This window comes from Lentzea sp. NPDC036955, assembly GCF_055608005.1.
This window is the reverse complement of record NZ_JBVJRC010000002.1, coordinates 700,914-726,829: the sequence shown is the minus strand read 5'-3', so window position 1 is coordinate 726,829 and position 25,916 is coordinate 700,914. Positions and strand designations below refer to the sequence as shown.

Here is a 25,916-nt window from a genome sequence, read left to right as displayed (position 1 = left end):
TTTCAAAGGTGAGGTGATCGGCGGCGTGTCGGTGCCGGAACGTGGTGAGGTCTCCGGTATGTGGGTTAGCGACCAAGCAAACCCGCAGTACCGGAGACCTCGTGGCCAGCGTAGCGGCAGCGGGGCGGGCCGACCTGACCGACGCGCAATGGGCGGTGTTGCAGCCGCTGCTGCCGGTCGGGCGTAAACCGGGGCGCCCGCCGAAGTGGAGCAAGAGGCAGTTGATCGACGGCATCCGGTGGCGGGTGCGCGTCGGTGCCCCGTGGCGTGACATCCCGCCTGACTACGGGCCCTGGCAGACCGTGTACGGGTTGTTCCGCCGCTGGCAGCGGGCCGGAGTCTGGCAGCGGATTGTGACCGCGTTGCAGGCCCGCGCCGATGCCGGCGGGCTGATCGTGTGGGACGTCTCGGTGGATTCCACCATCACGCGGGCGCACCAGCACGCCGCCGGCGCACGGAAAAAGGGGATCTGCAGGTCGAACCACCCTCCACCCCGGCCGGCGGGACCGAGCCCGACGACCACGGGCTGGGCCGCTCGCGCGGCGGCTGGACCAGCAAGCTGCACCTGGCCTGCGAGCAGGGCCGCAGGCCGTTGTCACTGCTGGTCACCGCCGGGCAACGGGGCGACAGCCCGCGGTTCGTGCCGGTGATCGAGCAGATCTCGGTGCCACGCATGGGGCCCGGACGCGCCAGGACCCGTCCGGACCGGGTTCTGGCGGACAAGGCCTACAGCTCCCAAGCCAACCGTGCCTATCTGCGGCGCCGCGGGATCAAGGCGACCATCGACCAGCCCCGTGACCAGGCCGCCCACCGCAAGGCCAAAGGCTCCGCGGGTGGGCGGCCACCTGCGATCGACCGAAAGATCTACAAGCAGCGTCACGCCGTCGAGTGCGGCATCAACCTGCTCAAGCAACACCGGGCCGTGGCCACCCGCTACGACAAGCTCGCCATCCGCTACCAGGCCACCGTCCACATCGCCGCCATCAACATCTGGCTACGCCACATCTAAAACACGGCCTAGGCCCTGGTGCCGAACGGGTTGTCGATCACGTACCGCCACCGCCCGTCGGCACCGAGGCGGGCGACGTCGGTGGCGGTGCCGGTGACGTCACCGATGGCCCAGTCCACGACGAGCAGCGCGATTCCGTCGTGGGCGTAGACGTGGCGCGGTGTGACGGTGATCGGCAGGCCGGTGTCGAGGAACTCCTGGTTGGCGGCACGCCGGTCGCTGCCGGTGACGGTGTAGCCGGGCCGGGGCACGAACAGGGCGCCGGGTTCGTAGACCGCGTCGACGGCGCCGGCGTCGCGGGAGTTGAACGCGGCGGCGAACGCGTGGGCGACATTGGCGGGGTGGATGCTCATGGGCTCAGCGTGGCGAACGCCGGCGTGGGTCACCAAACGGTGACCTGGGACGAGGAGCTGGTGCCGACCGAGCGGGGCCGGACGGTGGCGCCGTCGGCGGCGTGCCCGGTGGAGGTGGCGCTGGCGGCGGTCAGCGGCCGGTGGGCGACGCTGGTGCTGCGCGACCTGATGGGCGGGCCGCGGTCGTTCAGCGGGTTGCGCGCGGGGTTGCCGCAGCTCAGCGCGAAGGTGCTGACCGAGCGGCTGGACGGCCTGGTGGCGCGGGGGCTGGTGCGCCGCGACCGCTCCCCCGGTTTCCCCGCCCGCACCGAGTACGCGCTGACCGACGCCGGTGTGGCGCTGCGGCCGTTGCTGCTGGAGCTCTACCGCACCGGTGAACGGCTGCTGGGCGTCGCCGACCGGTGAGATCGCCTGGTCGGCTGCCGCTGCGGCGGGGTCCGGGCTGATCGCCGGGGCGGACCCCCGATGGCAGGCCAAGTGCTCGCGGCGGTGCTCGCCGCCGGTCGACCGAGCACCTCTTTCGGGTGGTCGAAGGCTCGAAATCGCACCTCGGCTGCGTCAAGGCTGGCACATTGGTCAGTTGCAGGAGCGGGTGAACGCACCGCAGCCATGGATGCGTGAAGGTGACACGGGGGTGTCGAGATGAGATCCGTCAAAGCCATCTTCGGAACGGCTGTGCTCATGGCCGCAGCGTTGAGCGCGACCCTCACGAACACCGCGGCGGCGGTCGACGGGTGCGTTCGCACTGACCCCCATCCCAACTCCGGCACCGTGTACTGGGTCCACGTGATCAACGCCTGCAACTACACGCTCTACAACGTCGACGCCCACGTGTACAACGGTCCCGCCGGGATCGACAAGCGCAGCGGATACCGCGCCAACCTCAAACCGGGCGGCTGGTTCGAGCTCACCGGCGCCTGGAAGGCGCCGGCGGGGTCGTGGACCTGCGGAGAACTGTGGGGCCCCGACGCGAAACACTGGGGGACCGACTGCGTGCGGATGTGACACGGCCTACCGCGTCCACCGGCAACGCTTCGACACCGGTCCGGTCGCGGCTGACCCGGAACCCGCAGTTCAGCCGCGGGCTTGCCCGGCTTCCGCGAAAGTCTCACAGCGGTACGGCGTCGAGTGCCTTGTAGATGCGCTTGTCGCTGACGGTGTAGCGGGTGCCGATGGTCTGCGCGAAGTACGACAGCCGCAGTTCCTCGATCATCCAGCGGATCTCGTCGAGCTCGGGTGCGGGCTCGTCGGCGGGGCTCTGGGCGCGCAGCTCCCGGTACTCGGCGTGGACCTGGTGAACCTTCTCGGTCCATTCGAGGTCACGGCGCGGGTTCTCGGGCAGCTTCTCGACGCGCCGGCTGATGCCCTTGAGGTAACGCACGAGGTCCGGCAACCGGTCATAGCCGGTGTCGGTCACGAAACCCTTGTACACCAACGAGTTGAGCTGCCCGCGGATGTCGTTGACCGAGTCAGGGGCGCCCTTGAGGCCGGAGAGCTTGAGCTCGGCCTCGTGGGCGGCTTCGAGGACCTTGCGGACCTCCTGCACGGTGACCCAAGTGGTGTCGGTGAGCGCGGCCTGGACCTTCTTCAGCTGCGCGGCGTAGGCCTTGGCGTCCCAGGCCGGCTCGCCCATGAGCCGGTCGACGGCGGCGGTGATGCAGTCCGACAGCAGGTTCGCGACGCCGCCGTGGGGGTTGCGGGTCAACGCGAGCTTGGAGGCGTTGTCGAGGTGGCGCTGCAGGTGCTTGACCGGTGAGTTGACGCCCAGCAGCAACAGCCTGCGCACCCCGCGGCGGTGGGCGTGGGCCTGGCGGCCGGGGGTGTCGAGGACCTTCACGGCGACGCTGTCACCGCGGTCGACCAGCGCCGGGTAGGCGGTGACGGTGATGCCGGACTGGCGTTGCTCGATGGTGCGGGGCAGGGCGTCGAAGTCCCAGGTCGTGAGCCCGGTGCGTTCGAGGTGCCCGGCGGCCTGCGACAGCGACTCGCGGACCTCGGCGCGCAGCTGGGTCTTCAGCGCGGCGATGTCCTTGCCCTCGGCGAGGGTGCGGTTGTGCTCGTCGACGACCTGGAAGGTGAGCTTGAGGTGGTCGGGGACGGCGTCGAGCTGCCAGTCCTCGCGGTGCACGGTGACACCGGTGAGGGCTTTGAGCTCGCGTTCGACCCCGGCCAGCAGGCTGGTGTCGGCGGGGTCGATGCGGGCGAGCACGGCGGTGGCGACGTCGGGGACGGGCACGAAGTTGCGGCGCAGCTGCTTGGGCAGCGACCGGATGAGGGCGACGACGAGGTCGTGGCGCAGGCCGGGGATCTGCCAGGAGAACGCGTCGTCGTCCAGGGTCGTGAGCGCCGGCAGCGGCAGCTGGACGGTGACGCCGTCCTTCTTGGCGCCGGGTTCGAAGTGGTAGCTCAGCGGCAGGGTGAGCTCGCCTTGGCGCCACTGGTCGGGGTAGGCGTCGGGGCGGACGTCGGCGCGGTCGTTGACCAGCATGTCCTTGGTGAAGGTGAGGAGGTTCTTGTCCTTCTGCTTCTTCCACCAGGTGTCGAAGTGCCGTGCGGAGACGACGTCGGCGCCGACGCGGTGTTCGTAGAACTCGTAGAGGGTTTCCTCGTCCACGACGATGTCGCGGCGCCGGGCCCGGTTCTCCAGCTCCCCGACCTCCTCCAGCAGGGCGCGGTTGGTGTGGAAGAACCGGTGGTGGGTGGTCCATTCCCCCTGCACGAGGGCGTGGCGGATGAACAGCTCCCGCGACAGCCCGGGGTCGATGCGCCCGTAGTTGACCTTGCGGCCGGCGACGATCGGCACCCCGTAGAGGGTGACCTTCTCCAACGCGACGACGGAGCCGCGTTTGGCTTCCCAGTGCGGTTCGGAGTAGGTGCGTTTGACGACGTGCTCGCCGAGGCGTTCGGCCCACTCGGGTTCGATCTTGGCGACGATGCGGCCCCACAGCCGGCTGGTCTCGACGAGCTCGGCGGCCATCACCCACTGGGGTGGTTTCTTCGCGAGGGCGCTGCCGGGGAAGATCGCGAACTTGGCGTTGCGGGCGCCGAGGAACTCGGTCAGGGGACGGCGTTTCTCACCGGGTGCCTGCTTCTTGAGGACGTCCTTGACGCCGATGTGGCTGAGCAGCCCCGACAGCAGCGCGATGTGGATGTTGCGCGGGTCGCCGGGCTGGTCGTTGAGGGTCATGCCGATCTGCTTGGCGACCTGGCGCAGCTGCAGGTAGATGTCCTGCCACTCGCGCACGCGCAGGTAGTTGAGGAACTCGGCCTTGCAGCGCTTGCGGAACTGGTTGCCCGACAGTTCCTTCTGCTGCTCCTTGAGGTAGCGCCACAGGTTGAGGAAGCTGACGAAGTCGGAGTCGGCGTCGACGAACCGGGCGTGCTGCTGGGTGGCGGCTTCCTGGGCGTCGGCGGGCCGTTCGCGGGGGTCCTGGATGGACAGCGCGGCGGCGATGATCATGACTTCTTTGAGGCAGCCGGTGGTGTCGGCCTCCAGGACCATGCGGCCCAGGCGGGGGTCGACGGGCAGGGCGGCGAGCTTGCGGCCGGTGGGGGTGAGCTTCTGCTCCCCCGCCCCCTTCTGCCCGGTGCTGATGGCGCCGAGCTCCTGCAGCAGGCCGATGCCGTCGTTGATGTTGCGGCTGTCAGGCGGGTCGATGAAGGGGAACTTCGCGACGTCACCCAGGCCGATGTTGGTCATCTGCAGGATGACGCTGGCGAGGTTGGTGCGCAGGATCTCCGCGTCGGTGAACTCGGGGCGGGCCTCGAAGTCCTCCTCGGAGTACAGGCGGATGCAGATGCCCTCGCTGACGCGGCCGCAGCGACCCTTGCGCTGGTTGGCCGACGCCTGGCTGACGGGTTCGATGGGCAGGCGCTGGACCTTGAGGCGGTGGCTGTAGCGGGAGATGCGGGCGGTGCCGGGGTCGATGACGTACTTGATGCCCGGCACGGTGAGGCTGGTCTCGGCGACGTTGGTGGCGAGCACGACGCGGCGGCCGGTGTGACGCTGGAACACCCGGTGCTGCTCGCCGACGGACAGCCTCGCGTAGAGCGGCAGGATCTCGGTGTTGCGCAGGTCCTCTGCTTTGAGGGCGTCGGCGGTGTCGCGGATCTCCCGTTCACCGGACAGGAACACCAGGACGTCGCCGGGGCCTTCCGCCTGCAGCTCGTGGACGGCGTTGATGATGCCCTGGGTCTGGTCGTCGTCCTCCTCCAGCGGCCGGTAGCGGGTCTCGACGGGATAGGTGCGGCCGGAGACCTCGATGATCGGCGCGTCGCCGAAGTGAGCGCTGAAGCGCTGCGGGTCGATGGTGGCGGAGGTGATGACGACCTTGAGGTCAGGGCGGCGCGGCAGCAGCTGCTTGAGGTAGCCGAGCAGGAAGTCGACGTTGAGGCTGCGTTCGTGGGCCTCGTCGATGATGATCGTGTCGTAGCGGCTCAGCGTCCGGTCGGTCTGGATCTCGGCGAGCAGGATGCCGTCGGTCATGAGCTTGACCAGCGTGTCGTCGCCGGACTGGTCGGTGAAGCGGACCTTGTAGCCGATGGTGTCGCCGAGCGTGGTGCCCAGCTCCTCGGCGACGCGTTCGGCGACGGTGCGGGCGGCGATGCGGCGGGGCTGGGTGTGGCCGATCTGGCCGGTGATGCCCCGGCCGAGCTCCAGGCAGATCTTGGGCAGCTGGGTGGTCTTGCCGGACCCGGTCTCACCGGCGACGATCACGACCTGGTGGGCCGCGATGAGGTCCTTGATCTCGTCCTTGTGCCGGCTGACCGGCAGCTCGTCGGGGTAGCTGATCGGGGGGACGGACTCCCTGCGCAGCGCGACCTTGACGGCGGCCTCGTCGATCAGGCCGGCGATCTCCTCGGTGATCTTGCGGCGCGCCAGGGGGTCTGTGACCTTGCGTGCGCCGTCGAGGCGCCTGGCGAGCCGGCGTTGATCACGCGGCATGAGCTCGGGCAGGCGTTTGTGCAGTTCAGCGAGCGGGGTGTCCATTTGGGCTCAAGGATAGTCAGGAGGGTGCGAATCCCTCGCGTCAATAACCGGGTGGGCTGGCTCACCGGCACCGCCCCGGCCTGGGCCCCCTCACCGCTTCGGGTGCTTTGCGGGGCTTCTGACCTGCGGTGACGCAAAATTGTCAGACCCCCTCGCTAGCGTGCTCGGCATGGACCTGAACCCGTTCGGGGCCCTGGCCGCCGGCCAGGCCGCCCGCCCGCCGTCGGCTCCCGCGCTGAGCCCGCGGCCGGTGCCGTTCGGTGGTGCGCGGGCCGCGGAGCCGGGAGCGGACCCGATCGTGGCGTTGTCGGTGGTGCCCGGTTCGGGGCGGTTATCGCACGGGCAACCGGTCGCGGCCGGGCCGGGTGCCGCGCGGCAGGCGCTGCTCCCGGGCCTGGGTTCGGGCTGTTCACGGCCGTCGCCGGACGGCCGGTGGGGGCCGGGGCGTGCCGGCGGTCGGTGGTTCTCACCCGGTCCGCGGAGGATCTCGCGAGGGACCGCGCTGGGTGCGCTGTCGGGTGTGGTGTTCGGAAAGGTGGCGTGATGGACGTCCCGTTCGACGTGGTGGTGTGGCGGGCGCCGGGTCCGGCGTCGTTCGCGGAGGCGGCGGCCCGGTACGCGGAGCTGCGGTCCTCGCTGCTGGGGGCGTTCGACCCGGCGGTGGCGGCGTTCGTGCGGGAGCTGCGCCAGACCGCACCGGACCCGGCGGTGCCGGCCCGGTGGGACGAGGCGCTGACGGTGGGCACGGACGCGGTGATCGTGCACGTGGTGTGGCCGCAGTGGCGGCGGGTGGTGGAGCTGGTGGGGTTGCTGGCGGCCAAGCACGGCCTGGTGTGCTACGAGCCGTCGCGCCAGGCGGCGATGTCGTGACGCAGCCGCGCTTTCACCCGCGGCGGCGCGAAGGAGGCGTCGACGGCGGTGAGGGCGAAGGAGGCCATGCGGGTGTCGGTGAAGCCGAAGGCGGCGCGCACCCGTGAGTACTCCTCGGTCAGGGTGGTGCCGGTCGAGGCGGGGATGTCGGTGTTGAGCGTGACGGTCAGCCCGGCGTCGAGCAGGTGTGGCAGCGGATGAGAGGAGAGCGAGTCGACCAGTCCCAGCGCGACGTTGGACGAGGGACACACTTCGAGCGGGACGGCGCGGTCGCGCAGCAGTGAGACGACCCCGGGGTCGTCGAGTGCGCGGATGCCGTGACCGATCCGGTCGGCCAGCCCGGCGGTGACCGCGTCGGCGACACTCGGTGCTCCGCACGTCTCCCCGGCGTGGTGCACGAGCCCGATCCCGGCCTCCCGCGCGGCGCGGAACACGGGGGTGAACGGGGTGAGCGGGTGGTCTTCGGCCCCGGCGACCCCGATCGCGACGACCTGCGGGTGCCTGCGCGCGAGCCGCAGCGAGTCCTCGAAGCGCTGTACCGACCGCCTTCTCGGGTGGTCCACGATCACACGGCATTCGATGCCGTGGGCGGTCTGTCCTGCGGCGAGCCCGGCGATCACCGCCTCGAGCGGCATGTCCGGATCACCGAGTCGTTCCCCGTGGCCTGCCGCGGTGAACGTGACCTCGGCGTAGCGGGTCCCCTGCGCTGCTTCCTCGGCGCAGAACTCGTAGGCGATCCGGTGGAAGTCGCCGGGCTCCCGCAGGCAGTCCCGTACCGCGCCGTTGTGCGCGGCGAACGGCCCGAACCCGTCGAAGACCCCGGTGTGGGCGGGCACCCGCACCCCGTGCCGGTCGGCGAGATCGGCGAGCGTGCCGGGGCGGACGGTGCTTTCCAGGTGCACGTGCAGGTGGGCCTTGGGCAACGTCGCAAGATCACGCATGGTCGTGACCCTAGAGAGCCGCACCGGTGCGGCGCCTGCCCATTTCCGCAGGTCACCTCCGCGGGCGAAATGCGCGCGACGGCGGCCGCGGGCGGCCGCTACTTTGCTGCGCATGTCGGATGTTGTGGGGACGCGCCACGGCGCGACGGTCCTGATGTGCTCGCCGGACGGCCCGCTGATCGGTGACGAGCAGTCCGCTGTGGACCTGATCGGCACGTTGTGGGGCCAGGACGTGGCGTGGATCGCGCTGCCGGTGGCGCGCCTGCCGGAGGACTTCTTCCGGTTGCGCACACGGGTGGCGGGCGCGGTGGTGCAGAAGTTCCAGCAGTACGGGTTCGGGGTGGCGGTCGTCGGGGACATCAGCGGGTACGTGGAGCAGAGCACGGCGTTGCGGGACTTCGTCTTCGAGTCCAACCAGGGCCGGCAGCTGTGGTTCGTGGCGGACGAGGCGGAGCTGGACGAGCGGTTCTCGGCGCTGGCCGGCCGCGCCTGACCACCACCTGGGTGTGCCCGGCCGCCTGACCGCCGGGCGCTCGACCGCGTGGCTGCTTCGGGTGCCCGGAACCTCCAGGCACCCGACCGTGTCCGGTCACCTGGCGTTCACCGGACACTCGGCGCTCGCCGCACACGCGGCCGTCGCCGTGTGCCTGACCGTCCCGTGTGCCTGTCCGGCGGCGCGCCCCTTGTCCGTCGCCATCCCCCGACCGCCGTCGCGGTGCGCTTGCCGCTCCCGAGTGCTTCCTGCTTCCGAGTACCTGCCGTTTTCGGGCGCCGCACCACCGCCGTGCGGGCGCTGTGCAAGCCACTGGCGAGACCTAGGCTCGGGTGGTGGAGATCCGCCGGTCGTTGTCGATGCACGCCAGTCCGCGCCGTTCGCCGTTCGAGGTGTTGCGGCGGCTGTCCGAAAGCGGCCTGATCGCCCCGGACACCACACCGGAGGAACCGGTCGCGCGGCTGGAGGAGCGCGTGGCGGGGTTGCTGGGCAAGCCGGGGGCGTTGTTCTTCCCGTCGGGGACGATGGCGCAGCAGACGGCGTTGCGGGTGCACGCGGAGACCCGTGGCCGGCGTGCGTTCGCGGGGCATCCGCAGACGCATCTGCAGGTGTGGGAGAACCAGGGGTACAGCGCGGTGCACGGGTTGCGGTTCCACCCGGTCGGTGACCGCAACGCGCTGATGGGGTTGCCGCAGCTGCGGGCGGTGGGTGAGCCGTTGGCGGCGGTGGTGTTCGAGCTGCCGCAGCGGGACCTGGGCGGTGTGCTGCCCGCGTGGGAGGACCTGCGGGAGCAGACGCGGTGGGTGCGGGAGCAGGGGGCGGCGGCGCACTGCGACGGGGCGCGGTTGTGGGAGGCGCAGACCGGTTACGAGGCGTCGCTGGCGCAGGTCGCGGACCTGTTCGACACGGTGTACGTGTCGCTCTACAAGGGTCTGGAGGGCGCGCGGGGCGCGGTGCTGGCCGGGGACGAGGTGACGATCGCGCACGCGGCGGTGTGGCGGCGGCGGCTGGGCGGGGCGATCGCGGACGCGTGGCCGTTGGCGGTGCTGGGGTTGCTGGGGCTGGATGAGGTGCTGCCGCGGATGGCGGAGTTCTGCGACCACGCGCGGGCGCTGGCGAAGGCGATCAACGACGACGGGTTCGCCCGCACCCACCCGGTGGTGCCGCAGACGCCGATGTTCCACGTCCACCTGCCGATGTCCCCGGCCGACGCCGAACGCGCGGCGCAGGCCCTGGCGGAGGAGACGGGGGTGAAGCTGTTGCTGTACACGCGGTCGAACCCGGATCCGGGGCGGTGCAGCTTCGAGGTCGGGGTGGGGATCGGGGCGCTGGAGCTGTCGCCGCGGGAGGTCGCGGAGTTGATCAGAGGGCTACCATCGCGGGTGTGAGCCTGCCGGAGCCGGTGAAGAGCGCGCTGGTGCGGGTGTCGCACTCGGTGCTGGTGGACGGTGAGGCGCTGGCGGCGGTGCGGGCGCGGTTCGACGACGAGCAGGCGGCGTCGCTGGCGAGCTATCTGCGCAATGCCCAGTCGCCGAACACGGTGCGCGCGTACCGGTCGGACTGGGTGGGGTGGGCGGGGTGGTGCGCGGCGGAGGGCCGGCAGGCGTTGCCCGCGGATCCGCTGGACGTGGCGGTGTACCTGGCGGCGGCGGCGGACGCGGTGCGCGAGGACGGGTCGCCGGCGTTCGGGGCCTCGACGCTGGAGCGCAAGTCGGCGGCGATCTCGGCGGTGCACGCGGCGAACGGGTTGCCCAGTCCGACGCGCAGTGACGTGGTGCGGTTGACGTTGCGCGGTATCCGCCGCTCGCGCAAGGCGCAGCCGCGGCGCAAGCGGCCGGTGCTGCTGGACACGCTGGAGGCGTTGCTGGCCGAGCGGCCGGCGCAGGGTCCGGCGCGGGCGCGGGACGCGGTGCTGCTGCTGGTGGGGTTCGCGGGGGCGTTGCGGCGCAGTGAGCTGGCGGCGATCGAGTTCGAGGACGTGGCGGTGGACGTGGATCCGCGCACGCACGAGCCGTTGCTGCTGATCGCGCTGGGGACGACGAAGACCGACCAGACCGGCAAGCACCAGCAGACGGTGGTGCTGCCGCGTGGCAGCAGGCGGCCGACGTGCCCGGTGTGCGCGTTCGCGGACTGGGCCGATGTGCTGGAGGGCCGCGAGCCGCGGGACTCGGGTCTGCACCGCTGTCACGGTTACCGGGGCACCACGCGCACGGGGCCGGTGTTCCCGGTGGTCAACCGGCACGGCGGCATCGGGGAGAAGGCGATGTCGGGGCGTGCGGTGGCGGAGCTGGTGAAGCGGTACGCGGTGCGGGCGGGGCTGGACCCGGAGCTGTTCGGGGGGCATTCGCTGCGGGCGGGGTTCGCGACGCAGGCGGCGCTGGGCGGGGCGAGCGACCGGGAGATCATGCGGCAGGGCCGGTGGACGAACCCGCGCACGGTGCACCGCTACATCCGCACGGCGAACCCGTTGGAGGACAACGCGGTCACCCGTCTGGGCCTGTGAATTCGTGACCCAGGTCTCAGTGAATCGCGTTAACTGTAAACAAGATCCCCGCCGGTAGGGCTGCACCGGCCGGCGCAGCGCGCTGCACCGTCGGCAGGAGTGCCGCCGGGTGTTTCCGTCGCGTTTCCACATTGGTTGAGCTGTGGTTTTGGTCCAGCATTCGGACAAATCCCGATCTCGTGACCAGCACCGCAGGTCAATTCATGAAGCAATCTCGGATTCTGGGAGTGGATGGTTCCCTGCACTCTGCGCAATACGATCGCCACGCCCGGTCATCGAGACGAAGGTCGGGCTGTTCCACGGTGCCCGGTCCGGCACCCCTGTAACGCCGGAGCGGGCTCCCCCTGCGTGTGAACAGGAGTCCCATGAAGCGCATCAGCCTGGGCATCACCACCGCCCTCGTATCAGCGGTGGCGTTCGCCGCCGCCGGCACCGCGGGAGCCGGCGCGGCACCACAGCCGGTCAACCCGTTGCTCGCCAAGTCCGAAGCACTGCACGCGGCAGCCGAGCAGGCGGGGACGATCTCCTCCGCCCTCGGCCTGTCCGGCGGTGAACGGCTCGTGCCCCGCGACGTCGTGCGCGACGCCGACGGCACCGCCCACATCCGCTACGACCGCACCCTGGGCGGCCTGAAGGTCATCGGCGGCGACCTGGTCGTCGCCCAGAAAGCCGGACAGGTCACCGGGGTGACCAAGGCGTCGCAGGCCTCCCTCGCCGGCCTCGACACCACCGCCGTCACCACCGCACGTTCCGACGCCACGCTGGTGGTGTTCGCCCTCGACCACGCCCCCGTGCTGGCGTGGGAGCAGGTCACCCACTCGGTCAAGGACGACCAGACCCCGAGTGAGCTGCACACCTTCACCGACGCCCGCACCGGGCAGACGCTGCTCAGCTACGACGGCGTGCACGACGTCGAGGGCACCGGCCAGTCGACCTTCAGCGGCACCGTCGCGCTCAACACCACCCAGTCGGGGACGACGTTCCAGCTCAAGGACCCGGCGCGCGGCAACCAGTCCGTGAACAACCTCAACAACACCTCCGGCACCGGCACGCTGTTCACCGACGCCGACAACAAGTGGGGCAACGGCACCTACACCGACAAGGCCACCGCCGGTGTCGACGCCGCCTACGGCGCCGCGCAGACGTGGGACTACTACAAGAACGTCCACGGCCGCAGCGGCATCAAGAACAACGGTGTGGGCGCGCTGAGCAAGGTCCACTACGGCAACAACTACAGCAACGCGTTCTGGACGGACTCGTGCTTCTGCATGACCTACGGCGACGGCGCCCAGAACCGCAACCCGCTGACCTCGATCGACGTGGCCGCGCACGAGATGTCGCACGGCGTCACCTCGGCCACCGCGGGCCTGGTGTACTCCGGTGAGTCCGGCGGCCTCAACGAGGCCACCAGCGACATCTTCGGGTCCACCACGGAGTTCCACGCGGCCAACGCCGCCGACGCCGGTGACTACCTGATCGGCGAGAAGATCAACATCCGCGGTGACGGCAAGCCGTTGCGCTACATGGACAAGCCCTCCAAGGACGGCAGGAGCCTGGACTACTGGTCGTCCTCGGCGGGCAGCGTCGACGTGCACTACTCCTCGGGCATCGCCAACCACTTCTTCTACCTGCTGTCCGAGGGCAGCGGCGCGAAGACGATCAACGGTGTCGCCTACGACTCCCCCACCGTCGACAACCAGCCCGTCACCGGCATCAGCCGCGCCAAGGCCGAGAAGATCTGGTACCGGGCGCTGACCACCAAGTTCACCTCCAGCACCAAGTACGCCGCCGCCCGCACCGGCACCCTCGCCGCCGCGGCCGACCTGTACGGCGCCTCGTCGCCGGAGTACGCGGCGGTCAACCGGGCCTGGGCCGCGGTGAACGTCAAGTAGAGACCCGCCGGAAAGAAGACCGGGGCCCGGACCGCTTCCCCCTGCACGGTCCGGGCCCCGGCCGACATCCACTAGGGCGTCTCCCGCGGCTCCAGATCGGTCGCCGCGAGGAACGACCCGTCCATGTGGAACGGCACCGACTGGTGCTCGTGGACCACCAGCCACCGCCCCTCCCGCCGGCGCAGGCCCACGGTGACGCGCATCCACATCGAGAACCCCTCCGGGTAGCCGACCGGGACCGCCGCCAGCCGCGCCAGACCGTGCGCGAACGCCACATCACCCGACACCGCGACCCGCAGATCCCGGTGCTCCAGCGTGATCGGCCCGCTGAACCCGGCCATCCACCCCGCCAGCGCCTCCGGGTCACGCGCGTCCAGACCCGTGTTGCGCAACGGCGGCGCCAGCGTGCACGTCACCGCGTCCCGCGCGTACCGGGCGACGATCCGTTCCGGGGACCGCAACCTCATGCCCTGCTCGTGCTCGGTGAACACCGCGCGAACCGCGGTCTCATCCCGCACCGACGTCGTGGTCATCTCCCACACCTCCCTCTCGATTGACACACCGGTGTCGAGACACGGCCCGCGGATTCGACATGGCGGTGAGAAGATCTCTCGCCAGCCAGCCGAGCGGAGGCCGCAAGTGAAGTACCTGATCCTGATCTACAGCAACCCGAAGTCGCGGGCGGCCTGGGAGAAGCTGACCGACGAGCAGCAGAGGCAGTTCGGCCAGGCCCACTACGACCTCACCGACACGCTGCGCGCCTCCGGTGAGCTGGTCGTCAGCGAAGGCCTGCCCGGACCCGAGACCGGCAAGGGCGTCAGCATCCGCGGCGGCGAGGTCGTCGTCACCGACGGGCCCTTCGCCGAGGCCAAGGAGTACCTCGCCGGGTTCTACCTGGTCGAAGCCGACACGATCGACCAGGTCATCGCCCACGCCGCCACGTTGCCCGACGCCCACAACGACGGCATCGAGGTCCGCCCGGTGTGGGACAGGTCCACGCTGGACGACCTGTGACCACACCCCCGGTCGAGGGCCTGCTGCGTGAGCTCGCGCCGCAGGTCCTCGGCGTGCTCGTACGCCGCCACGGCCAGTTCGACGTGTGCGAGGACGCCGTGCAGGAAGCCCTGCTGCAAGCCGCGCAGCAATGGCCGGCCGACGGGCTGCCGGACAACCCGAAGGGCTGGCTCATCACCGCGGCGAGCCGCCGGTGGATCGAGCAGTACCGGGCAGACCTCGCCCGCCGGGCACGGGAGGACAAGGTCGCCGCCCTGACCCCACCGCCCGCGGACCCGGCGCCGGCCCGCGACGACACGCTCACGATCCTCGCGATGTGCTGCCACGAAAGCCTCACCACGGCCTCGCAGATCGCCCTGACACTGCGCGCGGTGGGCGGCCTCACGACAGCGGAGATCGCCAGGGCGTTCCTCGTACCCGAAGCCACCGTGGCACAGCGCATCAGCCGGGCCAAGCAGAAGATCAAACAGGCCGGGGCCACGTTCCGGCCGCCCGCCGACCTCACCGCCGTCCTGCACGTGCTCTACCTGGTCTTCACCGAAGGCTCCACCGCCAGCTCCGGCGACACCCTCGTCCGCGTCGACCTCACCGCCGAAGCCCTCCGCCTCACCCGCCGGCTGCACCACACCCGCCCCGACGACGGCGAACTCACCGGACTGCTCGCACTGATGCTGCTCACCGACGCCCGCAGACCCGCCCGCACCACCGAACACGGCGACCTGGTCCCGCTGGCCGAACAGAACCGCGGCCTGTGGGACACCGACGCCATCGACGAAGGCACCCGGCTCATCCGGCACGCCCTGCGCACCACCCAGATCGGCCCCTACCAGCTGCAAGCCGCCATCGCCGCCGTCCACGCCGACGCGACCACCGCCGACGACACCGACTGGCCCGAGATCCTCGGCCTCTACGACCTGCTCACCGCACTGGCACCCGGCCCCATGGTCGCCCTCAACCGCATCGTCGCCCTCGCCATGGTCCACGGCCCCGACCGGGCCCTCGCCGAGCTGTCCACACTGGACCTCGACCACCACCGCGTCCACGCCGTCAAAGCACACCTGCTCGACCTGCGCGGAGACCACCACCAGGCCCGCGAAGAGTACGACAAAGCCGCCACACTCACGCTGAACGCCCAGGAACAGCGCTACCTCAAGCTCCGGTCGCGCCACCCACGGTAGCGTCCGACGACGGCTCCTCCTGCGGCGGCGCCTTCGGCACCACACCCGCCAGATCCCCACCGTTGTCGTTCACCCGCAACACGAACGGCCGCGTCTGCGTGTACTGCACCACCGACACCGAACACGGATCCACCACAATCCGCTGGAACCCGTCCAAGTGCACACCCAGCGCATCCGCCAACACCGACTTGATCACATCACCGTGCGAGCACAACACCCACACCGCACCCGGACCGTGCTCCTCGGCGATCCGCGCATCATGCGCCCGCACCGCGGCCACCGCACGCGCCTGCACGTGCGCCAACCCCTCACCCTCCGGGAACACCGCCGCCGACGGGTGCTGCTGCACCACCGTCCACAACGGCTCGCTCAACAGGTCCTTGAGCGCCTTGCCGGTCCACGCCCCGTAATCCACCTCGGACACGGCAGGCTCCGCGACCGCCTCCAGCTCCCGGTCCGCCAGCAACGGCGCCAGCGTCTCCTCACACCGCTGCAACGGCGACGACACCACCGCAGCCACCGGGATGTCCCTCAACCGGGCGACGAGAGCCGCGGCCTGCGCCTGCCCCCGCTCGTCCAAACCCACACCCAACATCCGCCCGGCGAGCACACCGGAACCGTTGGCGGTCGAACGAGCATGTCGAAGCAGGATCACCGTGGCCACGGCACCCACCTTAGATCGGCTGGATCAACCCCATCGACAGCAGCCCCATCAGCACCAGGCCCAGCATCAGCCGGTACCACACAAAAGCCGAGTACGAATGCTTCGACACGTACTTCAACAACCACGCGATCGTCGCGTACCCGACCACGAACGAGATGACGGTCGCGACGACCATCTGCGGGATCGACGCCTGCACACCCTCACCACTGCGCTCCAGCACGTCCGGGATCGAGAACAACCCCGCACCGAACACCGCCGGAATCGCCAGCAGGAACGAGTACCGCGCCGCCGCCTCCCGCGTCAGCCCCAGGAACAACCCCGCCGTCAACGTCCCACCCGACCGCGACACCCCCGGGATCAACGCCAGCGCCTGCGCCAACCCCATCCCGATCGCGTCCTTCATCCGCAGCTCATCCCGCTGCTGCTTCGCCAGATGATCAGCCAAACCCAGCAGCAGACCGAACACCACCAGCATCGTCGCCGTGATCCACAGGTTCCGCGCCGACGTCCGGATCTCGTCCTTCAACAGGTACCCGAGCACCGAGATCGGCACCGAACCGATGATCACGTACCAAGCAAGCCGGTAATCCCGCTCCTTGCGCGCCTCCGCGTTGACCAAACCGCGGAACCAGGCGCTGATGAAGCGCCCGATGTCCTTCGCGAAGTAGATCAGCACCGCCACCTCGGTACCCAACTGGATCACCGCGGTGAACGACGCACCCGCATCGTTGCCGAAGAACAACGTCGACGTGATGCGCAGGTGCGCACTGCTGGAAATCGGCAGGAATTCCGTCAGTCCTTGGACCAGTCCGAGGACCAGAGCCTGCAACCAGCTCAACTACCCACTCCTGCCAGATCCAAAGCCTCGGCCGCGGTCCGAAGACCCGCGATCCCCTGCTCCAGATCTTGCAGCATCGGCGAAACGGACAGCGTGGTGACCCCCGCGGCAGCAAGCGCCTGCATCTTCTCCGCTATGCGCTCCCTCGACCCCAGCAACGCCGTCGCGTCCAAGAACTCCAACGGGATCGCCCCCATCGCACCCGCGTAGTCCCGCGACAGGTACCTCTCCTGGATCTCCTCCGCCTCAGCCGGAAAACCCATCCGCACCATCAGGTTGTTGTAGAAGTTCTGCTTCCGCGACCCCATGCCGCCCACGTACAACGCCGTGTACGCCCGCACCGGATCCGCACACGCCTTCCAGTCCTCACCCACCACCAACGGCACCGTCGGAACGACGTCGAACCCCTCCATCGACCTGCCGGCCCTCTCCCGGCCCGCCCGCACCGACGCCAGCGACTCCGCAGAGAACTCCGGCGAGAAGAAGATCGCCAACCACCCGTCCGCGATCTCCCCCGTCAACTCCAGGTTCTTCGGACCCACCGCCGCCAGGTACACCGGGATCTGCTCCCGAACCGGGTGCACCGTCAACTGCAACGCCTTGCCAGGACCATCCGGCAACGGCAACGTGTAATGCTCACCCTCGAACCGCAGCTTCTCCCGCGACAACGCACGCTTCACGATCTCCACGTACTCACGCGTCCGCGCCAACGGCTTGTCGAACCGCACACCGTGCCACCCCTCCGACACCTGCGGACCCGACACCCCCAGCCCCATCCGGAACCGGCCACCCGACAACGTGTCCAGCGTCGCCGCCGTCATCGCCGCCATCGCAGGCGTCCGCGCCGGAATCTGGAAGATCGCACTGCCCACGTCGATGCGGTCCGTCTGCGCCGCCACCCACGCCAGCACCGTCGGCGCATCGGAGCCATACGCCTCCGCCGCCCACACCACCGAAAAACCGAGCCGGTCGGCCTCTTTCGCCAGCTCGAGGTTCGCCGCGTCATTACCGGCGCCCCAGTACCCGAGGTTCAGTCCCAGCTTCACGCAGCGAGACCCTACCGGTCAGTAACACCGATTGCCAGGCTGACACGATCATCACCCCTTAGCATCCCGCACGTGGAACAGCGACACCTCGGCCGCAGCGGCCTCCGCGTCTCCCGCCTCGCACTGGGCACGATGACGTGGGGCCGCGACACCGACGCAGACGAGGCCGCCACCCAGCTCATGGCCTTCGCCGACGCCGGCGGCACCCTCATCGACACCGCCGACGTCTACACCGAAGGCGAATCCGAACGCATCCTCGGCACCCTCATCGACGAAGTCGTCCCCCGCGACCACCTCGTCATCGCCACCAAAGCCGTCGCACGCCGCACCGACGGCCCCTTCGGCGGCGGCGCCAGCCGCGGCGCCCTCCTCACCGCACTCGACGGCTCCCTGCGCCGCATCGGCGTCGACCACGTCGACCTCTGGCAACTCCACGCCTGGGACCCCACCGTCCCCGTCGAAGAAACACTCTCCGCACTCGACACCGCCATCACCGCAGGAAAAGTCCGCTACGCCGGCACCTCCAACTACAGCGGCTGGCAACTCGCCACCGCAGCCACCACCCCCACCACCTTCCCCCTCATCTCCACCCAGCACGAATACTCCCTGCTCGAACGCGGCATCGAACGCGAAGTCGCCCCCGCCGCCGCCCACCACGGCCTCGGCCTCCTGCCCTGGGCACCACTCGGCCGCGGCGTCCTCACCGGCAAGTACCGCAACGGCACCCCACCCGACTCCCGCGGCGCCTCCGCCCACTTCGCCGGCTACGTCGAACAACACCGCACCGACCGCGCCGCCCGCATCGTCCAGGCCGTCAGCACCGCCGCCGAAGGACTCGGCACCTCCGCCCTGTGCGTCGCACTGGCCTGGGTCCGCGACCGGCCCGGCGTCGTCGCCCCCGTCGTCGGCGCCCGCGACACCAACCAACTCCTCGCGTCCCTCGACGTCGAACAGCTCACCCTTCCGCCCGCGATCCGCGCCGCACTCGACGACGTCAGCGCCATCGAGCTCGCCTACCCCGAGCGCCCGATGCCCTGAGTTCCTGGCTGTTCTGCGTTCGTCAGTTTCTGCTGGTAGTCGCTGTCGTGAAGGTGTTGAATTTAGTCAACACTGAAGTTATTGAGATAACAGACCAGAAGGCCCTGAACGAGATTCACCCCACCCCTCGCGTGACCTTCGCGAGCACTGCGGGCATGCTGGAAGACCACGCAGATCCACGGAGGAACGACCTTGCACCGGCTCGCAGCTCTGATCTTGGCCACCGCGACGCTGACGGCGTGCGGACAGAGCGAGAAGTCGCAGGACCCGCTGCAGGTCGCCGAGACGCTCGAGGTCGCCAAACCGGCCCTCTCCCCCGCCCAGAACACCGCCCTGCCCGGCGACATCACGCCCGGCGGCTCGTTCACCGAGGGCGACACCACCCTGAAGTTCGAGGTCAGCGGTCGCAAGGTCGAGCTCGACCGCCTCCGCAGCGCCGTCTTCGAGATGACCACCGACGACAAGGGCTCCCCCACCCGCGGCCCCGGCCTGCGCGCCGGCGACGGTGCCACCAACGCCGTCCCCGACCGCTTCGGCCGCCTGCTCGTCGTCGACACCCGCGGCGGCGAGTTCATCGCGTTCTCGATCGACCCGCTGATCATGCGCCAGCGCTACCCCGTGCCCGGCACCCCCTACGGCATCGCCTACGACGCCAAGCGCGACATCGCGTGGATCACGCTCACCGACCGCAACGAGGTCGTCGGCCTGGACGTCGCCGCCGGCGAGCCGTCCGAGAAGCACCGCTTCGCCACCGTGCGCCAACCCAACACGGTCAGCGTCGACCAGGAGACCGGACGCGTCACCGTCACGTCCGGCGACAACGGAGGGATACAGGTGATCTCGCCATGACCGAAGGGGTGATCGACGGGGACTGGGAGTACCGGCCGCTGCGCCTGCCGCCCGGCATCTCCCGCCGCACCGCGACCACGCAGCTGGCCATCCACGCCGAGTTCGCGGGCTGGGAGCTGTCCCGCACGCTGCTCTACGGCGACGGCTCCCGCAAGGTGTGGCTGCGCCGCAAGCGCGTCCCGGGCGACCTGCCCGGACTCATCACGTAACGCGTCACACGACACGAAGTGCCGCTCAAACGCCCCCTCCGCCTGCGGCCCACAACGCTGAGGTGCCCACGTCCCGGCGTTTGAGATCCCCTGTTCGTTCGTTGAAGCTGAGCACCGCGTGATGGTTCATTTCAGTCAACACTGAAGCAATAAAATTGACCGGAGTCGTAGAATATGTGATCAGATTCTGGGTCATGGAGCTCGTGCCGCAACAAGTCGGGGTCGCGCACAGCGCACTGCCGCACGACGAACCGTCCACCCGTGCCCTGCTCGCCGAAGCCGCGGCCCAGGGCCTGCACACCGTGGTCGTCACGGCCCCGGAGAACGATGAGAGCGCTCTCGCCGTCCTGCGCGAGCTGAGAGCCGAGTGGCACACCGAGAACGGCCAGGTCACCGCCCAGCTCGACACCGACGCCCAGGGCCAGCTGGCACACCTGTGGGGACTGTCCGCGCAGGACAGAGCGGCGTGGCTGGCCGCGTTCCCCCGCGCCGACGACCCGAACTGGTGGATGCACCGCCTGCTGGTGCTGAACCACCACCCCGAGTGGGCACCGCTCAAGGAATGGCTCGTCGGCGAGCACGTGCGGCTCTTCGGCCGGCCACCGGGACGGCGCCGCACCCCCGCGTCGTAGACGATTCCGGAAAGCGTGTCGAGAACGCGCCACCTGGCAGGCCGCGCGTTCCTCACCTGCTCCACGACCGGTTGCGGCCGCGAGATGGTCGGTGGGGGGCACATCACCGCGCCCCCGCCGACCATCAGGCCTTGGCCAACTCGCGGATCAGGTTCGCGATCTCTGCGGGACGTTCCAACGGGAGCATGTGCCCCGCGTCGGGCAGCACCACCGACGTGCCGCCGAACCTGGCCACGTCCGACTCGGACACCAGCCGGTCCTCGTCGCCCACCACCGCGACGACGGCCTTCTCCTGCGCCACGGTCAGTCCCGCCTCGCGGTCGTAGCGGTCCACGGCCGGGCGGAACAACGCCACCGTCTCCGGCCACTCCCCCCACACCATGTCCGCGGTCAGCTCGACGTCGTCGTCGGACGGCTCGTCACCGAAGAGCCACCACCGCAGGCCCGCGGTCTTGGTGGGCTCGATCTTCTCCCTGACCGCCCGCACGATCGGCCCGAACGCCCGTTCCAGCTCCCGCACCAGCTTGCCGAGCGACTTGGGCCACGCGAGCGAGGTCTCCGACAGCTCGCTCGCCGCCGTCGACACGAACACGATGCCCAGCACCCGCTGCCGGAACAGCCGCGGCCTGCGTTCGGCCATCGCCAGCGCCGCCATGCCGCCCATCGAGTGCCCGGCGATCACCACGTCACCGCTGGGCACCGCGCGTTCGATCAGCTCACCCAGGTCGTCGCCGAGCTGCTCGATCGTCGCGGTCTCCTCGTCGGCCTTCGAGGACTCGCCGTGGCCGCGGTGGTCGTAGGCGATCACCTGGAAGTCGCCGCTGAGCCGGTCGACGACCTTGTGCCAGCTGCGGTGGTCGAGCGCGTACCCGTGCGCCAGCACGATCGTGGTCCGCGCGTCGGGATCGCCCGCCCGCAGCACGTTGAGCTCGGTCCCGTCCTCCAGCCGCACCATGCCGTTCCTTTCGCCGTGCCGTCTGCATGCCCAACGACACGACACACCGAAAAGACACGGTCCATCTGCGACACAGCACCACCTGTCCGTTGTGGATTCCTTCACTGGAACGGGTGATACAGCGCGTGTCCCCGCGTTCGAGGTGGTACTCCGGAAGAACGAAGCGAAGGAGGAGGTTGTGATGATGCGAACACTGGCCCGTCCGGTTGTTGCGCCGGAGGACATGGCCGAACTGATGACGGCGGTGGCGGAGCCCGAGGCCGCGGTGGCCGACCCGCCGCTGCACGTGCCCACCGCCGGCGGCGCGCTCCTGGCCGGTCTGCTGCTGATCGTCTCCCCCGGCAACCCGACGGAGCCGGAGAAGCGGTGACCACAGGTGGCGCGATCGACCGCACGTCTCGTGCGGACGCGGTCGCCGCACTGGCCGGACACCTCGTCGGCGCACTCGGGGAAGGTGTGCCGACGAGGCTCGCCGACTTCCTCGACTCCTGCGCCGACGGCGTGGCCGGCCTGTGGGCGGTCCGCCTGGTGGGCGCCGACGCCTTCGCGCCGCACCTGCTGGCGGGCCGCCCCCTGGAGGGCCGGGACGCCGCTGTCGTGTCCGACGCTTTCGAGGCGTTCCCGCCCGTCCAGCAGCCGGTGACGCACCAGCAGTGCGTGCTGGCCCACCGGGACCAGGCCACCGCCGAGCTGCTGGTGCGGCTCACCGACGGGCGGTGCGCGCCGCCCGGGACCGTCGAGGTGTGGGAGAACCGGGAGGCCTCGGCCCACCTCGGCACGTCACCGGTCGACGCCCTGCTGGGCCCGGCCGAGCAGTGGGCGCGCTGGTCGGTGGCCGTCGCCCAGCTCTCGCCGCTGGCCCTGCCGGGCTTGGACGGCCCGGTGTTCCAGGCGGTGGCGGGTGCGCCGCTCGCACTGGCCAGGGGCACCACCCGGGCCGTGCTGCGCCGGGACTACGCCACCGCAGCACGCCTGGTTCGCTGGGTGGCCCTGCTCGCCGACCGGGTTCCGCTGGACGCGGCCCTGCTGGTGGAGCACCTGAGGCTGCACGCGGGCGCCGACGCCCGGCTGCTGCTGGATCTGGCCATCGCCGAACGCGTTCTCGCCGCCGAGCCGGTGTCCTCGCGACCGGCGCTCCCGGCTCCGACGCCTCCGGTGCCCTCGGCACCGACCGCGGTGGTGCACGACGTGGCGAGCCGGGCGATGGCCTGGCTGCACGCGCACCACGAGCTGGGTGCCTTCACCGACACGGCGACCGCCGACCTCGACGACCCCAACAGCGTCTACAAGCCCCTGTGCGAGGTGGCCCTGGCGTCCGCGTTCGTGCTGCGCGAGGGCGTTGCCGGTGCCGCGCAGCTGCGGCACGCGCGAGAGCTGCTCGACTTCTCCTGGGAGCAGATGCGCCGCGGCGACCTGCTCTACGAGCGCCAGCTCCGGCACGCCCTGCTCACCGACCCGGTGGAGACCTACGCGTCGTTCGCCCGCTCCGGGTACCGGCACGCCGCCCTCGAACGGGTCGCCGCGCACAGCTCGGCCGCCGACGCGGTGAACGAGGTGGTGCCCAACCGGCGGCTCGCCGTGGCCAACGCGCACCGCGTCGTGGGCATCCCGCGCGACGACGACTGGGACGCCCTCACGACCGCGACCTGGCTCGGCCGCGAGCCCGAGCCGTGGGTGATCGACTGGTACACCGGGTACTGCGCCACGCACACCGTCTTCCACCTCACCGACTGGGGCGCGCGTCCGGAGGGTCTGCCGGCCGGCACGGCCCGCTACCTCGACGCGTGGCTGCCGGTGTGGATCGACGTGTGGACCGAGGCGCGGCAGTGGGACCTGGTGGGCGAACTGCTCCTCGTGGGCGCGTGCCTGCCGGAGCCGCGCATCGAGGCCGCCGAGTGGGCGCCGTTCGCCGCCGCCCAGCACGAGGACGGCCTGGTGCCCCGTGACGGAGAACCCGTGTCCGACGACCCGCGCACCCGGTTCCTCGACCACCAGCACACCGCCGTGGTCGCGACCGCGGCGGGCACGCTCGCGCTGTCCCGGCTGCTCGCAGGGTGAACGAGGACCGGATCACCGCACTGCTGTCCGCCGCACCCGGTGTCGCCGTCGCCGCTCGGGTGGGCGACGAGGAGACCGTGCTGGTCGCGGGCGTCACCGCGCTGGACGACCCGCACCCGGTCACCGCCGCCACCCGGTTCGAGATCGGCTCGCTGACCAAGACGTTCACCGCGCTGCTGCTGGCCGAGCTGGTGGCGCGCGGCGAGGTGCGGCACAACGACCCGGTGGACCGCTTCCTGGACACCGGCCTGGGCCCCGGCGTCACACTGGAGCGCCTGGCCACGCACACCTCCGGCCTGCCCCGGCTGCCACCGGGCCTGCTGCGCGCGGCCTTGCCCGCCTGGCGCACCAACCCCTACCGGGCGTTCGGACCAGAGCGCCTGACGGCGGCGCTGCGCCGCACCCGCGTCCGCCCCGACGACCGAGCGCGGTACTCGAACTTCGGCGTCGCCGTGCTCGGCCTGGCACTGGCCCGCGCGACCGGCCGGCCGTTCGAGGACCTGCTCGCCGACCGCGTCCTGCGTCCCCTCGGCCTGACCGACACCGGCTTCGACACCGCGCCGCAGGCCACCGGTCACCTGCGCGGCCGGGCGCGCCCGCCGTGGGAGATGCCCGGGATGCCCGCCGCCGGCGCGCTCCGGTCCTCCGCCCGCGACCTGCTCGTCCTGCTGACCGCCCTCCTCGACGGCCGACCGGCCTCCCTCGCGCCCGCGCTCGCCGACGTCGTCGCGCCCCGCGTCGCCGTCTCCGCCACCGACCACCTGTGCCTGGTGTGGAACCTGCGCCGCCTCCCCGACCACGACCTGCTGTTCCACTCCGGGGGCACGCGCGGCTGCACCGCGTTCGCCGGGTTCAGCCCGCAGCGCCGCACTGCGCTCGTGGTCCTCGCCAACACGGGCCCGACCGTGCGAGCCACGCTCGTGCAGGACTCGTACAACGCCCTGCGCGCCCTCGACGACCCGGCCGCCGCACAACGGCCCGGGACGAGAGGGAGCGACAGGGATGCGACGCGGGAGACGACTGCTTGAGCCGCCGGACGGTCCCGTCAGCTGTTGCGCAGGAACCGGTCCAGCACCCGCACACCGAACTTCAGCGCCTCCACCGGCACGCGCTCGTCCACGCCGTGGAACAGCCCGGAGAAGTCCAGGTCGGCCGGCAGCTTCAACGGTGCGAAGCCGAAGTTGCGAATCCCCAGCTGCTGGAACGACTTCGCGTCGGTGCCGCCGGAGAGCATGTACGGCAGCACGCGCGCACCGGGGTCCTCGGCGGTGATCGAGGCGGTCATGGCGTCCACGAGCGCGCCGTCGAACGTCGTCTCCACGGGCGGCAGGCCGATCCACTCGCGTTCCACGTCCGGGCCGAGCAGCTCGGCCAGCTCGCGGTCGAACGCCTCCTCGCGGCCGGGCAGGATGCGGCAGTCGACGGTCGCCTCGGCGGTGGACGGGATGACGTTGGCCTTGTAGCCGGCCGTGAGCATCGTCGGGTTCGCGGTGTCGCGCAGCGTCGCGCCGATCATCCGCGACAGCGCGCCGAGCTTGCCGATCGAGCCCTCGACGTCGTCCTCGGGGAAGTCCAGGCCGGTGATCTCGGTGACGCCGTCGAGGAACTCGCGCACCGACGGCCGGATGATCAGCGGCCACTGGTGCTGGTCGAGCTTGGTGACGGCGGCGGCGAGCTTGGCCACGGCGTTGTCGCGGTGGATCATGCTGCCGTGCCCGGCGGTGCCCTTGACCCGCAGCTTCAGCCAGCGGATGCCCTTCTCGGCGGTCTCCACGAGGTAGGCGCGGACGTCGTCCTTGAGCGTGATCGAGAACCCGCCGACCTCGCTGACCGCCTCGGTGACGCCCTCGAACAGCTCCGGCCGGTTGTCGACCAGCCACTTCGCCCCGTAGAGGCCGCCGGCCTCCTCGTCGGCGAGGAACGCGAACACGATGTCGCGTGGCGGCACGACGTTCTCCCGCTTGAAGTGCCTGGCCAGCGCGAGCGTCATGCCGACCATGTCCTTCATGTCGACGGCGCCGCGGCCCCACACGTACCCGTCCTGCACCGCACCGGAGAACGGGTGCACCGACCACTCCGACGCGTCGGCGGGCACGACGTCGAGGTGCCCGTGCACGAGCAGCGCGCCCCGGTTCGGGTCGGCGCCCGCGAGCCGCGCGACCACGTTGCCGCGCCCCTTCGCACCCGACTCGACGTAGGTCGTCTCGTAGCCGACCTCCCCGAGCTTCTCGGCCACCCACTCCGCGGCCTTGCGCTCCCCCACCACCGTCGCGGGGTCACCGGTGTTGGTGGTGTCGATCCTGATCAGCTCGCTGACGAGCGTGACGGCCTCGTCCTCGGCCCGTGCCAGCGCGTTGCCCAATGTGCTCACCCCGTCTTCCTAC

The 25,916-nt window shown here is 70.6% G+C and carries 27 protein-coding genes; 18 read left to right on the top strand and 9 right to left on the bottom strand.

Annotation, left to right across the window (positions count from 1 at the left end; genetic code table 11):
• Positions 1–101 precede the first annotated feature (101 nt).
• Positions 102–1,009, top strand: a protein-coding gene (locus ACZ7CF_RS08150) for an IS5 family transposase (protein ID WP_470369231.1) whose coding sequence is annotated in 2 segments (ribosomal slippage) — positions 102–515 and positions 518–1,009 — 906 coding nt in all. Because the reading frame shifts where the segments join, the coding sequence is not laid out codon by codon here.
• 8 nt (positions 1,010–1,017) lie between these two features.
• Here the strand turns inward: ACZ7CF_RS08150 and ACZ7CF_RS08145 are convergent.
• On the bottom strand, positions 1,018–1,362 hold the full coding sequence (locus ACZ7CF_RS08145) for a YybH family protein (protein ID WP_470369230.1): 345 nt from the start codon (positions 1,360–1,362) through the stop codon (positions 1,018–1,020).
• Between the two features lie 24 nt (positions 1,363–1,386).
• On the opposite strand from ACZ7CF_RS08145, the gene ACZ7CF_RS08140 reads away from it, so the two are divergent.
• Both ACZ7CF_RS08140 and ACZ7CF_RS08135 read left to right on the top strand, forming a co-directional pair.
• Complete coding sequence (locus ACZ7CF_RS08140; protein WP_470369229.1) at positions 1,387–1,767, top strand: winged helix-turn-helix transcriptional regulator; 381 nt, start codon at positions 1,387–1,389, stop codon at positions 1,765–1,767.
• A gap of 237 nt (positions 1,768–2,004) precedes the next feature.
• Complete coding sequence (locus ACZ7CF_RS08135) at positions 2,005–2,367, top strand: hypothetical protein (protein ID WP_360394711.1); 363 nt, start codon at positions 2,005–2,007, stop codon at positions 2,365–2,367.
• A gap of 103 nt (positions 2,368–2,470) precedes the next feature.
• Here the strand turns inward: ACZ7CF_RS08135 and hrpA are convergent, their stop codons facing one another.
• The gene (hrpA, locus tag ACZ7CF_RS08130) at positions 2,471–6,352 is read right to left on the bottom strand and encodes an ATP-dependent RNA helicase HrpA (protein ID WP_360394713.1); all 3,882 of its coding nucleotides are present in this window, start codon (positions 6,350–6,352) and stop codon (positions 2,471–2,473) included.
• Positions 6,353–6,521: 169 nt separating this feature from the next.
• Here hrpA and ACZ7CF_RS08125 point away from each other — a divergent pair, with 169 nt between their 5' ends.
• Positions 6,522–6,896: a hypothetical protein gene (locus ACZ7CF_RS08125; RefSeq protein WP_470369228.1), complete on the top strand. Its 375-nt coding sequence runs from the start codon at positions 6,522–6,524 to the stop codon at positions 6,894–6,896.
• A complete protein-coding gene (locus ACZ7CF_RS08120) occupies positions 6,896–7,222 on the top strand; it encodes a hypothetical protein (RefSeq protein WP_360394718.1) in 327 nt (108 codons plus the stop codon). The genes ACZ7CF_RS08125 and ACZ7CF_RS08120 overlap by 1 nt, the downstream gene beginning before the upstream one ends.
• Here the strand turns inward: ACZ7CF_RS08120 and add are convergent.
• On the bottom strand, positions 7,189–8,163 hold the full coding sequence (gene add, locus ACZ7CF_RS08115; protein WP_458432305.1) for an adenosine deaminase: 975 nt from the start codon (positions 8,161–8,163) through the stop codon (positions 7,189–7,191). The genes ACZ7CF_RS08120 and add overlap by 34 nt on opposite strands.
• 112 nt (positions 8,164–8,275) lie before the next feature.
• On the opposite strand from add, the gene ACZ7CF_RS08110 reads away from it, so the two are divergent.
• The 4 genes from ACZ7CF_RS08110 to ACZ7CF_RS08095 all read left to right on the top strand — a co-directional run bounded on the left by ACZ7CF_RS08110 (position 8,276) and on the right by ACZ7CF_RS08095 (position 13,051).
• Entirely contained in the window at positions 8,276–8,656 is a 381-nt protein-coding gene (locus ACZ7CF_RS08110) for a DUF4180 domain-containing protein (protein WP_470369227.1), read from the top strand.
• A 335-nt stretch (positions 8,657–8,991) separates the two neighbouring features.
• On the top strand, positions 8,992–10,044 hold the full coding sequence (locus tag ACZ7CF_RS08105) for a threonine aldolase family protein (RefSeq protein WP_470369226.1): 1,053 nt from the start codon (positions 8,992–8,994) through the stop codon (positions 10,042–10,044).
• Complete coding sequence (locus ACZ7CF_RS08100) at positions 10,041–11,159, top strand: site-specific integrase (RefSeq protein ID WP_470369225.1); 1,119 nt, start codon at positions 10,041–10,043, stop codon at positions 11,157–11,159. The genes ACZ7CF_RS08105 and ACZ7CF_RS08100 overlap by 4 nt, the downstream gene beginning before the upstream one ends.
• 365 nt (positions 11,160–11,524) lie before the next feature.
• Positions 11,525–13,051, top strand: a complete 1,527-nt coding sequence (locus ACZ7CF_RS08095; protein WP_470369224.1) for a M4 family metallopeptidase — start codon at positions 11,525–11,527, stop codon at positions 13,049–13,051.
• Between the two features lie 71 nt (positions 13,052–13,122).
• On the opposite strand, the gene ACZ7CF_RS08090 is transcribed toward ACZ7CF_RS08095, so the two are convergent.
• The gene (locus tag ACZ7CF_RS08090) at positions 13,123–13,584 is read right to left on the bottom strand and encodes a YybH family protein (RefSeq protein WP_470369223.1); all 462 of its coding nucleotides are present in this window, start codon (positions 13,582–13,584) and stop codon (positions 13,123–13,125) included.
• Between the two features lie 106 nt (positions 13,585–13,690).
• Here ACZ7CF_RS08090 and ACZ7CF_RS08085 point away from each other — a divergent pair, with 106 nt between their 5' ends.
• On the top strand, positions 13,691–14,065 hold the full coding sequence (locus ACZ7CF_RS08085; RefSeq protein ID WP_360394736.1) for a YciI family protein: 375 nt from the start codon (positions 13,691–13,693) through the stop codon (positions 14,063–14,065).
• A complete protein-coding gene (locus ACZ7CF_RS08080; RefSeq protein ID WP_470369222.1) occupies positions 14,062–15,243 on the top strand; it encodes an RNA polymerase sigma factor in 1,182 nt (393 codons plus the stop codon). The genes ACZ7CF_RS08085 and ACZ7CF_RS08080 overlap by 4 nt, the downstream gene beginning before the upstream one ends.
• Here ACZ7CF_RS08080 and ACZ7CF_RS08075 read toward each other — a convergent pair.
• The 3 genes from ACZ7CF_RS08075 to ACZ7CF_RS08065 are packed head-to-tail and all read right to left on the bottom strand — an operon-like array spanning position 15,215 to position 17,791.
• Complete coding sequence (locus ACZ7CF_RS08075) at positions 15,215–15,907, bottom strand: histidine phosphatase family protein (protein WP_470369221.1); 693 nt, start codon at positions 15,905–15,907, stop codon at positions 15,215–15,217. The two genes, ACZ7CF_RS08080 and ACZ7CF_RS08075, sit on opposite strands and share 29 nt — an antisense overlap.
• A gap of 10 nt (positions 15,908–15,917) precedes the next feature.
• Positions 15,918–16,745: an undecaprenyl-diphosphate phosphatase gene (locus ACZ7CF_RS08070; protein ID WP_360394744.1), complete on the bottom strand. Its 828-nt coding sequence runs from the start codon at positions 16,743–16,745 to the stop codon at positions 15,918–15,920.
• On the bottom strand, positions 16,742–17,791 hold the full coding sequence (locus ACZ7CF_RS08065) for an LLM class F420-dependent oxidoreductase (RefSeq protein WP_470369220.1): 1,050 nt from the start codon (positions 17,789–17,791) through the stop codon (positions 16,742–16,744). The genes ACZ7CF_RS08070 and ACZ7CF_RS08065 overlap by 4 nt, the downstream gene beginning before the upstream one ends.
• A gap of 72 nt (positions 17,792–17,863) precedes the next feature.
• Here ACZ7CF_RS08065 and ACZ7CF_RS08060 point away from each other — a divergent pair, with 72 nt between their 5' ends.
• From ACZ7CF_RS08060 to ACZ7CF_RS08045, 4 genes are all read left to right on the top strand, one after another.
• Positions 17,864–18,829 (top strand): aldo/keto reductase, encoded by a 966-nt coding sequence (locus ACZ7CF_RS08060; RefSeq protein WP_360394749.1) that lies wholly within the window; start codon positions 17,864–17,866, stop codon positions 18,827–18,829.
• A gap of 192 nt (positions 18,830–19,021) precedes the next feature.
• On the top strand, positions 19,022–19,678 hold the full coding sequence (locus ACZ7CF_RS08055) for a YncE family protein (RefSeq protein ID WP_470369219.1): 657 nt from the start codon (positions 19,022–19,024) through the stop codon (positions 19,676–19,678).
• Positions 19,675–19,887, top strand: coding sequence for a DUF5703 family protein (locus ACZ7CF_RS08050; protein WP_360394754.1), 213 nt, complete (start codon positions 19,675–19,677; stop codon positions 19,885–19,887). The genes ACZ7CF_RS08055 and ACZ7CF_RS08050 overlap by 4 nt, the downstream gene beginning before the upstream one ends.
• A 176-nt stretch (positions 19,888–20,063) precedes the next feature.
• Entirely contained in the window at positions 20,064–20,519 is a 456-nt protein-coding gene (locus ACZ7CF_RS08045) for a hypothetical protein (protein WP_470369218.1), read from the top strand.
• Positions 20,520–20,643: 124 nt separating this feature from the next.
• On the opposite strand, the gene ACZ7CF_RS08040 is transcribed toward ACZ7CF_RS08045, so the two are convergent.
• Positions 20,644–21,474, bottom strand: coding sequence for an alpha/beta fold hydrolase (locus ACZ7CF_RS08040; RefSeq protein ID WP_470369217.1), 831 nt, complete (start codon positions 21,472–21,474; stop codon positions 20,644–20,646).
• A 181-nt stretch (positions 21,475–21,655) separates the two neighbouring features.
• On the opposite strand from ACZ7CF_RS08040, the gene ACZ7CF_RS08035 reads away from it, so the two are divergent.
• The 3 genes from ACZ7CF_RS08035 to ACZ7CF_RS08025 are packed head-to-tail and all read left to right on the top strand — an operon-like array spanning position 21,656 to position 24,560.
• A complete protein-coding gene (locus tag ACZ7CF_RS08035; protein ID WP_360394762.1) occupies positions 21,656–21,844 on the top strand; it encodes a hypothetical protein in 189 nt (62 codons plus the stop codon).
• Positions 21,841–23,532 carry a DUF6895 family protein gene (locus ACZ7CF_RS08030; RefSeq protein ID WP_470369216.1) on the top strand — a complete coding sequence of 564 codons (1,692 nt, stop codon included), beginning with the start codon at positions 21,841–21,843 and terminating at the stop codon, positions 23,530–23,532. The genes ACZ7CF_RS08035 and ACZ7CF_RS08030 overlap by 4 nt, the downstream gene beginning before the upstream one ends.
• On the top strand, positions 23,529–24,560 hold the full coding sequence (locus tag ACZ7CF_RS08025; RefSeq protein ID WP_470369215.1) for a serine hydrolase domain-containing protein: 1,032 nt from the start codon (positions 23,529–23,531) through the stop codon (positions 24,558–24,560). Before ACZ7CF_RS08030 ends, ACZ7CF_RS08025 begins: the two co-directional genes overlap by 4 nt.
• A 17-nt stretch (positions 24,561–24,577) precedes the next feature.
• On the opposite strand, the gene ACZ7CF_RS08020 is transcribed toward ACZ7CF_RS08025, so the two are convergent.
• Positions 24,578–25,894: a M20/M25/M40 family metallo-hydrolase gene (locus tag ACZ7CF_RS08020; protein WP_360394863.1), complete on the bottom strand. Its 1,317-nt coding sequence runs from the start codon at positions 25,892–25,894 to the stop codon at positions 24,578–24,580.
• Positions 25,895–25,916 lie beyond the last annotated feature (22 nt).